We start from the raw sequence: 14,572 nt of genomic DNA on the forward strand, positions 1-14,572 counted from the left end.
CCGCGAGACCGGCCAGCCCATCACCCGGTCACTGATCGCTTATGACCACTGACTCGGATTAGGACTTACTCGTCTAGAGGGCGGCTGAGAGGATCCCGGTGCGGTGTGACGAACCGATGGACCCTGATGTGATTCCTTCGGGTCACATGGGCACGCGCGATTACGGCGAGGATCCTCGATAAGGAGAACGAAAGCGGCCGGAGTCACACTCGGTGGGTGGGAATCTTGCTGGCGGTCTTCGTCATGGGCATGTCCGTGCACGGGTTCGTGGTCCCGAGGAGGTTCGGGCGCGACCTGAACGGCATCCCCTACCGTCCGGGCGAGTCGAATGAGACGTGGTTCGGCGTGGGCATGCGGATCGTCTACGGCTGCACGTTCGCCCTGGGGGCCGCGCTGATGATCCTGTTCATCGTGTTCCCGTAGCCCGCCGGGTCCGGAGCGCCTGGATCGCCCAGGACAGGGACGGGCACAGCGGCCGAGGGGACGGCCAGGCGTTGATGACGGCGAGGAGCTCGAAGTAGCGGTCCCGGCGGGGGTCGTTCATGAATTCCAGCCCGGCGAGCAGGTCGTCGGCGTCGGCATTCGCCAGCAGGGCCGTCGCGGTCGCGTCGGCGGCGGGTGATGCGGGGTCGATTCCGGCCGCCAGGGCGGGGGCGACCCGCTCTCGTACGGTGGCGGCCAGGTCGGGGCGTGGGGGTGTCGTACGGGTGTGCCCGCCCGCCGTGAGCCGGGCGATGGTCGTCCGCAGCCGGGTGCGGAAGCCGGGGTCCGCGGTCAGCTCGGCGAGTTCCACCCAGGCGTCCATCTGCTCGGGCTCGGGATCGTCCGGCAGGTGGGGGGTCATGGTGGTGCGGATGCCCCTGACGACGTGCTCGGGGGCGTCGAAGACGCTGTCGAGGAAGTCGTCGATCAAACTCGTGCGTTCCCGCTTCGACATCGTGGCCAGGCGGTGCGTCAAATCCATCTCCTCAGGTGTGGTGCCGCGCCGGGCGACCGTCGTCAGGACGGCTCGCCGCAGCCGCAGGATCTCGATCTGGGCCGTGAGCGCCGCCGCGTGGGACGCCGCGACCTCCGGCAAGGACGCCTCGCGGGCGACGATCTCGCGGATGACGCGGAGGTCCAGGCCGAGGTCGCGCAGGGTTCGCACCAGCTCCAGGCGGGCCAGTGCCCCGGCGTCGTACAGGCGGTGGCCGGCGGCGTTGCGGGTGGTGGGCGGCACAATCCCGCGGTCGGCGTAGAAGCGGATGGTCTTGATCGTCAGCCCGGTGCGGCGGGCCAGGTCGCCGATGGTCAGGAATCTCTCGCCGTCCATGCGGCCAGCCTGGCCACTCCCCTTGGGGGAGGCGCAAGTCAGCGGGATCGTGATTATTGTCACTCTGTGCCAAAATGAGTGGCAGTCAAAGATCGGCAATCGCTCTCTCTCGGGATTTCACCAGGTCATAAGCCTGCGGTCACCGATGTCGATCAGACTTGAAAGTGGTCCAACGGGGGGACCGCCCCCTGGAATGCAGGGCCGGGCCGATGAGTTTTGTCGGTGGTACACGTCAGTCTTGGTGTTGAGCGCAAGCCCCTGTGAGATCCCCCGGCTTGGACGCCAGCCGTGAACGCGTATGTCCGTCAACCCCAGATCGAGGTGCCGTGTCCGTTTCACAGCTCGACTCTCCTGCCAAGTCCACGACCAAAGGTTCAGGTCGTCGAACACCAACCTTGATCCGGCTGATGGTGCTCGCCACGTTCGTGGTCATTCTCAATGAGACGATCATGATCAACGCGATCCCCCGGCTGATGGAAGCGCTGCACATCACCGAGCAGACCGCGCAGTGGCTGTCGACCGCCTTCATGCTGACCATGGCGGCCGTCATTCCGATCACCGGGTGGTTCCTGCAGCGGGTCACCACCCGCGGCGCGTACGCGACCGCGATGGGATTGTTCCTGATCGGCACGGCGCTGGCCGCCGTCGCGCCGACTTTCGAGGTGTTGCTGGCCGCGCGCATCGTGCAGGCGTCCGGGACGGCCGTGATGATGCCGCTGTTGATGACCACGCTGATGCAGGTGGTGCCCGAGGGCGACCGTGGCCGGGTGATGGGCAACGTCACCCTGGCGATCTCGGTCGCGCCCGCGATGGGGCCGACGGTGTCGGGCGTGATCCTGCAGTTCGGGGACTGGCGGTGGCTGTTCGGCGTGGTGCTGCCGATCGCGGGCCTGATCACGTACGGCGGGCTGCGCCAGCTCAAGAACATCGGGGAGCCCAAGTACAGCACCATCGACTGGCTGAGCGTGGTCACCGCCGCCGCCGGGTTCGGCGGCCTGGTGTACGGGCTGAGCCGCTTCGAGGGCGGTGACGCGCGCCTGGCGGGCGCGATCGTGGCGGCCGGGCTGCTGGCGATCGCCGTCTTCGTCCTGCGCCAGCTCTCGCTGCAGAAGCGCGGCGTGCCGCTGCTCGACCTGCGCACGCTGCGGCACCGCACGTACACCGTCGCGCTGATCATGATGTCCGTGGCGTTCATGTCGATGCTCGGCTCGATGATCCTGCTGCCGCTGTACCTGCAGAACATCCGCGGGCTCGACCCCCTGCAGACCGGGCTGCTGGTGATGCCCGGCGGGCTGGCGATGGGGCTGCTCGGCCCGACCGTCGGCCGCCTGTTCGACCGGTTCGGCGGCCGGGTGCTGGTCATTCCCGGCGCGATCGGGATCTCGCTCGCCCTCATCGGTTTCACCCAGGTCACCATGACCATGCCGTTCTGGCAGCTCCTCGGCCTGCACGCGCTGCTGATGGTGAGCCTGGCCGCGACCTTCACCCCGGTGTTCACCCTCGGGCTCGGGGCGGTTCCCCCGTCGCTCTACTCCCACGGCAGCTCGATCCTGAGCACGCTGCAGCAGGTCGCGGCGGCGATCGGCACCGCGCTCGTGATCACCGTGATGAGCGCGCGGGCCGAGGTCGTCAAGGCCACGGGGGCCGCCGACGCGGTCGCCACGCTCGACGGCATGCGGATGGCCTTCATCATCGGCGCGGCGCTGTCCGCGATCGTGATCATCACCGCCCTGCTCCTCCCGGCCCGCGCCACCCAGGCCGTAGAGGGAGGCGGTCACTGAGCGCGGTCACTGAGCGCGGTCACTGAGCGCGGGCACTGACCGGCTACCGGGCCGCGCTACCGACTGGCTACCGGTCGGCCACTTGAGAAGCCATTGATACGGTCACCCGGGTCCGGGTGACCGTACTCTGGCATATAGGGATCTTGCTGGAGGACGCGTGCCTGTGGGGGGATCGAGATATGAGCGAGCCGAACCCGCACGGGGGCAGAGGCAGGGACAGGACGATCGCCGCGGCCGTCATCGGGGCGACGGCGACCCTGGTGGCGGCCGTCATCACGGTCATGTTCACGACCAGGCAGTCCGAGCCTTCGGCGCAGTCCACGCCCGACGGGGGCGCCGCCACCGTGACGGCGAGCCAGATCGCGACCGGTGACGGCGGGAACACGCCGGCCGCCGATCAGGGGCTCGCCGCGCTTGAGGGCAAACCGGTCACCTTCGTCTCGGCCAACGGCTGGGCGATGGACCTCTACGACGGCCGGACGGGTGAGGGCACGCGAATCCAGGCCGCCAAGCCCAACGAGGGGAATCGGAACCAGCACTGGATCCTGCGGCAACGCGAGGCGGGCGCGTGGAGCGTCGAGACCTTCTTCAAGGGCGGCATGGTCGCGGACGTGATCGTCGCGGAGGGCGGCGTGGTCAACGGCGGCAACGACGACTGGAAGGTGCAGCTCGCGAGCTACCAGGGCCAGGACGACCAGTTGTGGCGGTTCGAACCGGACGGCGACGGCGGCTACCGCGTCCGGGGGATGCTGAACATGAGCCGCTTCCCGGACGGCGGCTGCCTGACCGCGAAGGAGGAGAGCGGCCAGATCTTCACCGCCGACTGCACCGGAGAGCCCGGCCAGCGGTGGACCGTCGCTCCAGGCTGACACCGATCAGCCCTCCAGGGATGAGATCCGGTGGCGGAGGTGGGCGCGTTCGGGGTCGGTGCCCGCGAGGGTGAGGGCGTGGCGGTAGGCGGCGGTGGCCTCGCCGGTCCTGCCGAGACGGGACAGCAGGTCGGCGCGCGCCACGTGGTAGGGGTGGTAGGACATCAGGCGGGGGTCGTCGGCGAGGTCGTCGAGGAGGGTCAGCCCGGCCTGGGGGCCGTCGCACAGGCCGATCGCGACCGCGCGGTTCAGCGCCACGATCGGGGACGGCGTGAGCGTGAACAGCACGTCGTAGAGGGCGACGATCTGGGGCCAGTCGGTGGTGGTGAGGTCGGCGGCCTCGTCGTGCAGGGCGGCGATCGCTGCCTGCACGCCGTACGGGCCGGGCGGACCGCCCGACAGCGCGGCCGGCACGAGGGCGAGACCCTCCTCGATCATCGGCCGGTCCCAGCGGTCGCGGTCCTGGTCGGCCAGGAGCACCAGCCGTCCGCCGGGCCCGGTGCGCGCGTCGCGGCGGGCGTGGATCAGCAGCATCAGCGCGAGCAGTCCGGTGACCTCGCGTTCGGCGGGCAGCAGGCGGCACAGGATGCGCGCCAGCCGGACGGCCTCCCCGGCGAGGCCGGGACGCTGGAGGTCGGGGCCGGCGCTGGCCGCGTAGCCCTCGGTGAAGATCGAGTAGATGACCTGGAGCACACCCGCCAGCCGTTCGGGCAGCTCGTCGGGTTCCGGCACGCGGAAGGGGATGCGCGCCTCGCGGATCTTCTTCTTGGCCCGCACGATCCGTTTGGCCATCGTCGCGACCGGCACGAGAAAGGCCCGTGCCACCTCGGGCGTGGACAACCCGGCCAGGCATCGCAGGCTGAGCGCGACGCGATCCTCCGGCGGCAGGGCCGGGTGGCCGCAGGTGAAGAACAGCAGGAGCCGTTCGTCGGGCAGGCCGCTCCGGTCGCCGGTGCCCGGGGCGGGGGCGGATCGCTCCGCCTCCGCGTGCAGCAGCGCCAGCCGGGCGGCGTACGCGGTGTCGCGCCGCAGACGATCGACGGCCTTGCGGCGGGCGGTCGTGGCCAGCCATGCTCCCGGGTTCGGCGGCACGCCGTCCACGGGCCAGCGCACCAGCGCCACCTCGATGGCCTCGGCCGTGACCTCCTCGGCCAGGTCGAGGTCACCGAAGCGGCGCACCAGCGTGGCCAGGAGACGGCCGCGCTCTTCGCGGAACACCGCTTCCACCGCCGTCGCGGCCTGCCCTGACACGGGTGATCAGCCCTCGAACTCGGCCACGGGGCGCACCACGATCGATCCGCCGTCGCGTGAGCCGGGGCAGCGGGCGGCCCAGTCCAGGGCCGCGTCGAGGTCGGGGACGTCGATCACGTAGTACCCGCCGAGGATCTCACGCGTCTCGGCGAACGGGCCGTCGGTGGTGATGGCCCGGCTGCCGTCCGACGCGACGCGGACGGTCGTCGCGGTGACCAGGTCCGCGAGGGAGTGTCCCGCGACGAAGATCCCCGCGTCGCGCACCGACTTGTCGTAAGCCATCCAGTCCTCGAACGAGGCCCCACCGGTCGCGCGCTCGGGGTCACTGTTGATCAGAAGCATGTACTTCATGCCGGGTCCGTTCTCTTGGTGTTCTCGCACATACGGCGTTGTTCAGCAGCACTACGGATGGGACAGGGCCGTATGGACACGATCCCGGAAGTTTCTTCACGCGATCCGGGAGACACCGTAAATGTCGTCAGGAGGGCGACTGCTCCAGGAGGCGGACGATCGCGGCGTGGGCGGTGTGCAGGAAGCGTTCGGAGCGGAGGGAGCCGTCGGGGGCGCGGGTCTCGACGGTGATCACGTTGGGCTCGTGGCGGACGGTGATGGAGGAGCCGGCGGGGGCCGCCGCCTCGGCGTCGTGGCGCAGGTCGGCGGCGAGGTCGCGGCCGGCGAGGGTGCGGGCCAGGTCGATCGGGGCGCGGCCCGCGTCGTCGGTGCGGTGCGGGTCCGCGCCGTGGGTGAGGAGGAGCCGCACGATCTCGGCGGTGCCGCGTTCGGCGGCGTGGGACAACGCGGTACGGCCCCGGCCGTCGGCGACGTCGGGGTCCGCGCCACGGGTGAGGAGGGCGGTCACGACGCCGGGGTGGACTCCGGAGGCGGCCCAGTGCAGCGCCGCCATCGCGCTGCGCCCGGCGTCCTCGCGCAGGTCGGGGTCGGCCCCCGCGCTGAGCAGGGCCTCCACCGTCTCGGTGTGCCCCCAGGACGCGGCGGCGCACAGCGGCAGGCCCTCATCATCGGCGCCGCTCTCCTGGTCGGGGTCGGCCCCTGCGCCGAGCAGGGCGCGGACGGACTGGGCGTCACCGCGCACGGAGGCCAGGTAGAGCGGCGTCGAGCCGGACGGCCCGGTTTCGTAGAGGTTCGTGGCTTCAGTGCCCATACGCACCAGTCTGCGTGGACGGCCGCGTCAGCCTCTACCGGTTATCAAGGTGGGGGACTCATGGGGATGGTCGTGGGTTTGCCCGGGGAACGCCCCGGAGGCGGATATTCGCAGTCGAGCTGGCTCACGTCGATGTCCCTGCCCGCTCCCCAGCCGACGCCCTCCGTGGAGGTATAGACGAACGTGCACACACGTCCGTGGTTGTCGGTGATGTTGGAGACGTAGATCTGCTCGTCAACGGCGCAGCCCGTGACGAGGAGGACTCCCGCGGCCAGGCCGACCGGCCACCAGCGTGCCAAGCGATCACCTCTCTTCCCAGCGCATAGTAAAGCGGCGGCGGGATCGTGTCGCCTGTCGTGCGCGACTTGGTCAGGTGCGCCAGATCAGGACCAGCGCGCAGTCGTCGCGCTTGCCGGCGAGGTTCTTGACGAGGTTGCCCGCCTCCTTGTAGCCCTTGGTGACGAGGATCTCGGCCTCGCCGAGCAGACGGTCGACTCCGCTGTCGGCGCCGAGGCGGGGGTCCCACATGCCGTCGGTGAAGAGCATGAGCGCGTCGCCCTTGGCCAGGGAGCCCTGTTCGGGGCCCCATTCGGCGTTCGGGACGACGCCGAGGGCGATGCCCCGGGCGTCGCTGAGACGCCAGGTGCCGCTGCCGGGGGCCAGCCGGGCGGCGGGAGGGTGTCCGGCGCACCGGATCGTGTAGCGGCCGCTTCCGAGGTCGAGGCTGAGGTGGACGGCGGTGACGATGCCCTCCAGCTCGGGCTGGTCGAGCAGGTAGCCGTTGCAGGCGGCGAGGAACCGGTCGGCGGGCACGGTGCCGAGCAGGCCGCCGAAGGCGCCCGCGATCATCAGGGCGCGGCTCGCGGCGTCGGTGCCCTTGCCGGAGACGTCGACCAGGGCGACCTCCAGGCGGTCGTCCACCTGATGGGAGAGGGTCAGGTCGGCGGAGAACAGCGAGCCGGGGGCCTGGCGGGCGACGGCCTTGCCGCCCCATCCCTTCGGCAGCGGGGTGAGACGGTTGATCGTCTTGAGGCGGTCGCGCAGGTCGGCGAGGAGCCGTCCGCCGCGCAGGCCCCGGATGCCGACGTTGTCGCGGTAGCTGGCCAGCCGGACGGCGAGCAGCGCCACCGCCGCGAGCACCAGCAGCGTGATCACGTGGAGGCCGCCCGCGGCGGTGCCGTAGACGACGGAGATCACGCTCGCGATCAGGAGGACCACCAGGCCGGGCGGGCGGAGCCGCAGCCCACCGAAGAGGATGACCGGGGCGAGCAACACCAGAGGGGCCCACATATCGCCGAAGGTGGCGGAGAGCGGCCCTATGCTCAGCGCTCCAACGACCAGGGCAATAAGGAGAAAGCGCTCACTAGCCGACCCGGGCCGCCAAATGGTGAAATGTCCGGAGCCGTTGATGCCTTCACCAGAATCGACGTAGAACGCCCTCTCGGGTGGCGTCCACACGCTCCGCAGGTGCTCGCTGACGGGCATCGGTCGTGATGTCCTTGCTGCCGTGGGGCTGCGCTCGGCCGGGGCCGCGGCCGAGCGGATGACTCGGCTCGGCGGCTCAGCCAGGTCGGCGCTTCGCGCTGGGCTGTGGCTCTGTGCGTCGAGTCTAGCCGTCCCGCCCGTACGTCACCCGGCACCGGACCGCGCCGACATCACGCCGGGCCCACGGCGGCGTCACACCGGGATCGAGGTCACCTTCGCGCAGGCGTCGAGGAGGCGGCGGATCTGAGGGGTGGGCGGACCTGGCGGAACGGCCAGGTAGGTGGTGACCCACACCCCGTCGAGCGGACGGTACGCCACGCTCTTCGCCGGAGGCGGGTCGCCCGTCGGGTAGAAGGCCGTCCACGACGGCGTGTTCACCGCGATGCACAGCAACGTGTCCGGCAGGTTGGTGAACGGCGGCCCCTCGGGCGGGGCGATGCCCGCCTTGCGGCAGGCGTCCTTGACGAAGTCGTGGAGGGCCGCGTCGTCCTCCCGGGTGGGCAGGCGCAGCGGCAGGTCCGCGAGCTTCGCCAGGCGCAGCACGGGCTCGGCGGCGAGGGGGTGGCCCCCGGGCAGCGCGGCGAGCATCGGTTCCGACCACAGCGGGATCAGTTCGAGTCCTTCCGCCGAGTCGATGATCTGCACGGTGGCGGCGTCGAGCTCGCCCGTGCGCACCCCGCGCAACCGCTCCTGCGGGCCGATCTTGGACAGCTTGACGCGCACCCCGGGCGCGGCGACGGCCAGTTCCTCCAGCATCGGGTAGAGCCGGTCGCCCGGTACGCGGCTGGTGCCCAGCCGAAGCGTGATCGCGGCCTCGTCGGCCACCGTCCGGGCCACCCTGCGGACCCGCTCCGCCGCCGCGAGCACGGCGCGGGCCTCGCCGAGCAGCCGTTCGCCCGCCTCGGTGAGCCGCACGTGCCGGGTCGAGCGGTCGAACAGGCGCACGCCGAGCTCGCGCTCCAGGCGGGCCACCTGCTGGCTGACGGCGGGCTGGACGATGCCGAGGCTCTCCGCCGCCCGCCCGAAGCCGCCAGTGTCGGCCACCATGACGAAATACGTGAGCTGGCGAATCTCCACGCATTCCCCCCGTTTCATCACCTCTTGTTATGACTCTACGTGCGATCTGCGTCTGGTTCGTGCCCCTTTCCGGGTGATCGGCTGAGCCGCATGACAACCATCGAGACCCATGGCCCGGTCCTACTACCGGGCCAGGACGGATATGTGGCGCACCTCGGCCGCGAGGACGGGCCCGCCGTGATCGAGCTGCGGCGGCCGTCGAGCTGAAGGGCGAATACGATCCGGGTCACCTGTTCCGGGTGAACCACAACATCCCCCCGGAAAATTGGAGTGCCACCGGAAACGACGGCAGGTAGCCTCCGCAGCGGGAACACCAGGCGCCGATGAAGGGATCAGCCGTGTCGCACGTCGAGGTCGGGCACCTCACATACGTCCTGCCCGACGGGCGCCCGCTGCTCGACGACGTCTCGTTCCGGGTGGGCGAGGGCGTCAAGGCCGCGCTGGTCGGGCCCAACGGCGCGGGCAAGACCACGCTGGTCCGGCTGATCGCCGGTGACCTGCAGCCGATCGAGGGGAGTGTGGCCTCCTCGGGCGGGCTGGGCGTGATGCGCCAGTTCATCGGCGGCATCCGCGATGACCGCACCGTCCACGACCTGCTGCTCGGCGTCGCGCCGCCCGGCGTAAGGCGGGCCGCCGAGCTGCTCGCCCAGGCCGAGCTGGCGATGATGGAGCGCGACGACGAGAAGACCCAGCTCCGGTACGCCCAGGCGATCACCGACTACACCGACGCGGGCGGCTACGACATCGAGGTGCTGTGGGACACCTGCACGGTCGCGGCGCTCGGCGTGCCGTACGACCGGGTGAAGTACCGCGAGGTGAACACGCTGTCCGGCGGAGAGCAGAAGCGCCTGGTCCTGGAGGCCCTGCTGCGCGGCCCCGACCAGGTGCTGCTGCTCGACGAGCCGGACAACTACCTCGACGTCCCCGGCAAGATCTGGCTCGAACAGGCGCTGCGCGAGACCCCGAAGACCGTCCTGCTGGTCAGCCACGACCGGCAGCTCCTGGCCGACGCGGTCGACCGGATCGTCACCGTCGAGTCGGGCAACGTCTGGATCCACGGCGGCGGGTTCGCCGGATACTCGGAGGCCCGCAGGGAGCGCAACGAGCGGCTTGAGGAACTGCGCAGGCGGTGGGACGAGGAGCACGCCAAGCTGCGGCGCCTGGTCGTGATGCTCAAGCAGAAGGCCACCTACAACGACGGCATGGCGGCGGCGTACCACGCCGCGCAGACCCGGCTGCGCAGGTTCGAGGAGGCGGGTCCGCCGGAGGTCCCGCCGAAGGACCAGCTCATCAGCATGCGCCTGCGCGGCGGCCGGACCGGCAAGCGCGCGGTCGTGTGCGAGGGCCTGGAGCTGACCGGCCTGATGCGGCCCTTCGACCAGGAGATCTGGTACGGCGAGCGGGTCGCGGTGCTCGGCTCCAACGGCTCGGGCAAGTCCCACTTCCTGCGCCTGCTGGGGGGCGAGCCGATCGCCCACACCGGGGTGGCGAAGCTGGGCGCGCGGGTCGTGCCCGGCCACTTCGCGCAGACCCACGCGCGTCCCGAGCTGACCGGCCGCACCCCGTGCGAGATCGTGATGGCCGAGCACGCCAGGCCGCGGAACGAGGCGATGAAGGCGCTGTCCCGCTACGAGCTGGCGGGCACGATCGGCGACCAGCGCTTCGAGACGCTGTCCGGCGGCCAGCAGGCCCGGTTGCAGATCCTGCTGCTGGAGCTGTCGGGGGCGACCCTGCTGCTGCTCGACGAGCCGACCGACAACCTCGACCTGGCCAGCGCCGAGGCGTTGCAGGCCGGGCTCGACGCCTTCGACGGCACGGTGCTGGCGGTCACCCACGACCGCTGGTTCGCCGCCGACTTCGACCGTTTCCTGATCTTCGGCGCCGACGGCCAGGTGTACGAGGCCCCCGAGCCGGTCTGGGACGAAGGCCGGGTCGTACGCCCGCGTTAAGGGGTCGTACGCCCGCGCCAGGGCTCGTACGCCCGCGCTAAGGGCCGCGCAAAGCTTTCGTAGCACCGCCGCGCGCCCGGGGGAACGCATCCGGGCGCGCGGATTATGACGGCACTGTGACGCAGCGTAGTCGTGTTTTCCGTGCCATGGCCCTCACCGGTCTGCTCGGCCTGGCCTCGACGGCCTCGCTGGCCGCCTGCGCGGCCGAGGAGAAGAAGGAGCGCCCGCTTCGGCCGCTCGCGGTGAAGGAGCAGGCGTCGTCCATCGTCAAGAGCGCCGACGGCTACATCGTGAACTGGGCGGCGGTGCTCGCCAACCAGAACCCGTGGCACTTCGGCGAGCAGGTCGTGGCCACGATCGTGGCCAGGGACGCCAAGGGCGCCGAGGTGGTCCGGATGGAGCAGCCGCTGGACGCGGTGCCGCCCGCGGGCACCCTGGCCTTCAGCGGGCAGGCCATCGCCGCGCAGCAGCCGGTCAAGGTGGACCTCTCCTACAAGCCCGCGCAGTGGAAGCCCGCCGGGCGCATCACCTCCGCCTTCCGGGCGTTCCCGGTCACCGACATCTTCGAGCGGCGGCAGAAGAACGGTGGCTACCTGGTGACCGGGCGGGTGGGCAACCCGTACCGGCTCGCCGCGAGCAGCCTCGTGGTGACCGCGCTGCTGCGTGACAAGGAGGGCAAGCTGCTGGGCGGGACCAGCACCTTCGTGGACGACGTGCGCGCGGACAACAAGCCGCGGTTCATCCTCACGGTGGACAAGCCCCCGGCGGGAGTGTCCAGGGCCGAGGTGGTGGCGCGGACGTGGGGGACGACGAGCCGTCCGTACGAGGACCTGGCGGCGGGCGGGGCGCTGCCGGTGCACACCACCAAGCCGAGCACGCCGCCGTTCCCGAAGGACCGGGGACGCCAGGAGACGCCGGGCACCGCCGCCGGGCAGTGAGCCGGGGCGCGGACGGCCTTGACGAACGGCCTTGACCAAACGCCGCAACAAGTGGTTACGAGGCGTTTACCATCCGTCACATGAGCGAACGCATCCTGGTGGAAGCACTGCGCGCCCGGGATCCGGGCGCGCTCGCGATGCTTTATGACACGTATGCCGAAGACATCTACCAGTTCTGTCACTTCGTCCTGGCGAGTTCCGACGGCGCGGAGGTCGCGCTGCGTGACACGCTGATCGCCGCCGAGGCCAACGTGCACGTGCTCGGCGATCCGGAGCGGCTGCGGCTGTGGCTGTTCGCGCTGGCGCGGGTGGAATGCGAACGGCGGGCGCGACCGGCCGAGCGCTCCGCGGCCGAGGGGCCGCCCGCCGTGCCGGGGCCGGTGAGCGGGCCGGGCGCGGTGGCCTGGCACGCCGCCCGGAGCCTGCCCGCGGGCGACCGGGGGCTGCTCGACCTGGCCGCCAGGCGCGGCCTCGGCCCCGACGAGATCGCCCTGGTCACCGGGGTCGCCGCGGGGGCCGCCCAGGAGGCGCACGACGCCGCCCGCGACCGGCTGCGCGACGCGGTGACGGCCGAGTTCCTGACCAGGGACGCCGCCGCCGACTGCCGGGGCCGGGCGCGCATCCTGGCCGGGCGCGCCGGCGAGCTTGGCGACACCGCGCGTGAGCGGCTGATCCGCCACATCCGCCGGTGCCGGACGTGCGGGCCGCACCGCGCCGGGCACATCTCCACGGCCAAGGTGTTCGACCTGCTGCCGGTCCTTCCGCTGCCCGCCACGCTGCGGGTCGGCGTGTTGAGCTGTTTCACCGATCCCGAACTGCTGCCCTACCGGCGTCACGTCGCGGGCCGGGTGGGGCTGCTGGACGCCCGGGGGTTTCCGGCGGGAGCCGTCAAAGGGGATCGGCGGCGTCCTGCGGCGGCTGCCGGGGCGGTTGCGGCGGTGGCCGCGCTGATCGGGGCGTTCTACGCGTCGGGGCTCGCGGCGCAGGCCCCCGGCGCGGACGTGGCGGCCACCACGCCCAACACCCCCGAGGCGGTCGAGCCGCCGGTGCCCCGGCCGTCGCCTCCGGCGGCCGGGGCACCGGCGGCCCATGAGGGGCGGGCGGGCCGGCCGTCCAGGGAGGGGCGGTCGCGCGCCTCGCTCCGGCCGCTCGCCGACACCCCGAGTCCCTTCCCACCGCCGCGCCGGTTCTTCACGCATCGGGCCGCGCCGCCGGACCGGCCCCGGTGGCGGGAACGCGTCCTGCCCGACCCCGTGCGCGACTCGCCGACGCCCATCGACGTCTCCCCGCGCCCGTCCAGGCGGGCCGAGCCGAGCCCGCGGCCGAGCCCCTGCCCGCCGTCTCGGCGTCCTATGCCGCCGCCCTCAGAGTCCGAGCCCACCCCGGACCCCGGGCCGAACGACGATTCGGGCCCACTGCCGGAAACGCCGCAGTTCACCGCGCCCAGCGGCGCTGAGCCAACACCCTCTGTGACATAGGTGTGCAGAGAGTTACAACGGGGAAGTCTGTGCATGTTGTTGTCCCTGGTGAGAGGGGGAGCCATGCATTCGGCCCCCGCCACGCCGTCCCGGCGTGCCCGCACGACCCGCGCCCTGGCGGCGCTGGTCCCCCTGCTGGCCGCCTCGATGGCGCTTCCGGCCGCCGCCGACCCGGGCCCGTCGGCCGACGAAGTCGCCGAGGCGCGGCGTGCCGTACGCGAGCGTGCCGGACGGCTCGGCACCGTCACCGCCGAACTGGCCACCGCCAGAGCCCGGCTCAAGTCGCTCGACGCCGACGCCGAACGCCTGGTGGAGGCGTACAACGGCGAGGTCGTACGGCTGGCCTCGGCCGAGCGTGACAGCTTGGCCGCCGCCGAGCGGCTGCGGGCCGCCGACGCGCGGTTCGCCGAGTCCAGGGCCGCGGTCGCCGCGCTGGCCGCGCAGAGCTACGGCGGGGTCGATCTGACCCGCCCGATGGCCGCCGTGATCGGCGCGGGCGGCGGGGGAGGGCTGCCCGGCTACCTGCACCAGGCGAGCGTTCTGCAGCATCTGAGCGGCGCGCAGGCCGAGGTCCTCGACCGGATGCGCGACGCGCAGGAGGTCGCCGCGATCATGCGCGGCCAGGCCGCGCAGGCGTACGACGAGCGGCAGCGGGCCGCCGGCCGGGCCGAGGCCGCCAAGGCCACGGCGCAGGCCGCGCTCACGCGGCAGCAGGAGGAGACCGAGGGCCTGCGGCAGCGGGTGGACGTCATCCAGACCCGGCTCGACGAGGCCAGGTCGGAGGCCGACCGGATGGCCCGCGCCCGCGCCGCCGCCCGTGAGCGGGCCGCGTTGCAGGCCGCCCAGGCCGCGGTCACCGGCACGGCGACCGTGAAGGCGGCGCGGGGAGGGGCGTCGGCCGAACGCGGCGACATCGCCGCGAACTGGGCGCTCACCCAGCTCGGCAAGCCGTACGTGTGGGCCGCGGACGGGCCCGACACCTACGACTGCTCGGGGCTCACCATGCGGGCCTGGGAGCGGGCGGGGGTACGGCTCGACCACTGGACCGGCACCCAGTGGACCTCCGGGCCGCACGTCCCGCTCGACTCGCTGCGGCGGGGCGACCTGCTGTTCTTCGGCCGCGTCACCGCCAACCCCGGCGACATCCACCACGTCGGCATGTACATCGGCAACGAGATGATGATCCACGCGCCGCAGACCGGCGACGTGGTGCGTGTGGCCCCGATGTGGCGCGACGACCTGGTCGGGGCCACCCGGCCCGCGTGAGCGG

At 71.9% G+C, this 14,572-nt stretch carries 14 protein-coding genes; 7 read left to right on the plus strand and 7 right to left on the minus strand.

Translation table 11 applies throughout. From position 1 onward, the window contains the following. The first annotated feature begins 216 nt into the window (after positions 1-216). The gene (locus tag P3X83_RS40430) at positions 217-423 is read left to right on the plus strand and encodes a hypothetical protein (protein ID WP_277310718.1); all 207 of its coding nucleotides are present in this window, start codon (positions 217-219) and stop codon (positions 421-423) included. Here the strand turns inward: P3X83_RS40430 and P3X83_RS40435 are convergent. Continuing rightward, on the minus strand, positions 407-1,312 hold the full coding sequence (locus P3X83_RS40435) for a MerR family transcriptional regulator (RefSeq protein ID WP_277310719.1): 906 nt from the start codon (positions 1,310-1,312) through the stop codon (positions 407-409). The two genes, P3X83_RS40430 and P3X83_RS40435, sit on opposite strands and share 17 nt — an antisense overlap. Before the next feature lie 407 nt (positions 1,313-1,719). Between P3X83_RS40435 and P3X83_RS40440 the strand changes: the two genes are divergently transcribed. Both P3X83_RS40440 and P3X83_RS40445 read left to right on the plus strand, forming a co-directional pair. Next, entirely contained in the window at positions 1,720-3,093 is a 1,374-nt protein-coding gene (locus P3X83_RS40440) for an MDR family MFS transporter (RefSeq protein ID WP_277310720.1), read from the plus strand. Positions 3,094-3,272: 179 nt separating this feature from the next. Next, complete coding sequence (locus P3X83_RS40445; RefSeq protein WP_277310721.1) at positions 3,273-3,962, plus strand: RICIN domain-containing protein; 690 nt, start codon at positions 3,273-3,275, stop codon at positions 3,960-3,962. A 6-nt stretch (positions 3,963-3,968) separates the two neighbouring features. On the opposite strand, the gene P3X83_RS40450 is transcribed toward P3X83_RS40445, so the two are convergent. From P3X83_RS40450 to P3X83_RS40475, 6 genes are all read right to left on the minus strand, one after another. Then, complete coding sequence (locus P3X83_RS40450; protein ID WP_277310722.1) at positions 3,969-5,213, minus strand: RNA polymerase sigma factor; 1,245 nt, start codon at positions 5,211-5,213, stop codon at positions 3,969-3,971. Between the two features lie 6 nt (positions 5,214-5,219). Beyond that, positions 5,220-5,564: a YciI family protein gene (locus P3X83_RS40455; RefSeq protein WP_277310723.1), complete on the minus strand. Its 345-nt coding sequence runs from the start codon at positions 5,562-5,564 to the stop codon at positions 5,220-5,222. Between the two features lie 127 nt (positions 5,565-5,691). After that, positions 5,692-6,375, minus strand: coding sequence for an ankyrin repeat domain-containing protein (locus tag P3X83_RS40460; protein WP_277310724.1), 684 nt, complete (start codon positions 6,373-6,375; stop codon positions 5,692-5,694). Between the two features lie 44 nt (positions 6,376-6,419). Next, on the minus strand, positions 6,420-6,674 hold the full coding sequence (locus P3X83_RS40465) for a hypothetical protein (protein WP_277310725.1): 255 nt from the start codon (positions 6,672-6,674) through the stop codon (positions 6,420-6,422). Positions 6,675-6,744: 70 nt separating this feature from the next. Next, positions 6,745-7,665: a PP2C family protein-serine/threonine phosphatase gene (locus P3X83_RS40470; RefSeq protein WP_277310726.1), complete on the minus strand. Its 921-nt coding sequence runs from the start codon at positions 7,663-7,665 to the stop codon at positions 6,745-6,747. A 387-nt stretch (positions 7,666-8,052) separates the two neighbouring features. Continuing rightward, the gene (locus P3X83_RS40475; protein ID WP_277310727.1) at positions 8,053-8,955 is read right to left on the minus strand and encodes a LysR family transcriptional regulator; all 903 of its coding nucleotides are present in this window, start codon (positions 8,953-8,955) and stop codon (positions 8,053-8,055) included. Positions 8,956-9,275: 320 nt separating this feature from the next. On the opposite strand from P3X83_RS40475, the gene P3X83_RS40480 reads away from it, so the two are divergent. From P3X83_RS40480 to P3X83_RS40495, 4 genes are all read left to right on the plus strand, one after another. Next, a complete protein-coding gene (locus tag P3X83_RS40480; protein WP_277310728.1) occupies positions 9,276-10,886 on the plus strand; it encodes an ATP-binding cassette domain-containing protein in 1,611 nt (536 codons plus the stop codon). 146 nt (positions 10,887-11,032) lie between these two features. Further along, positions 11,033-11,824, plus strand: coding sequence for a hypothetical protein (locus P3X83_RS40485; protein WP_277310729.1), 792 nt, complete (start codon positions 11,033-11,035; stop codon positions 11,822-11,824). Between the two features lie 80 nt (positions 11,825-11,904). Next, positions 11,905-13,302, plus strand: coding sequence for a hypothetical protein (locus tag P3X83_RS40490; protein WP_277310730.1), 1,398 nt, complete (start codon positions 11,905-11,907; stop codon positions 13,300-13,302). Positions 13,303-13,365: 63 nt separating this feature from the next. Next, a complete protein-coding gene (locus P3X83_RS40495) occupies positions 13,366-14,568 on the plus strand; it encodes a C40 family peptidase (RefSeq protein WP_277310731.1) in 1,203 nt (400 codons plus the stop codon). The last annotated feature ends 4 nt before the right edge of the window (positions 14,569-14,572 follow it).

It is taken from the genome of Spongiactinospora sp. TRM90649 (genome assembly GCF_029382225.1).
GTDB lineage: Bacteria > Actinomycetota > Actinomycetes > Streptosporangiales > Streptosporangiaceae > Spongiactinospora.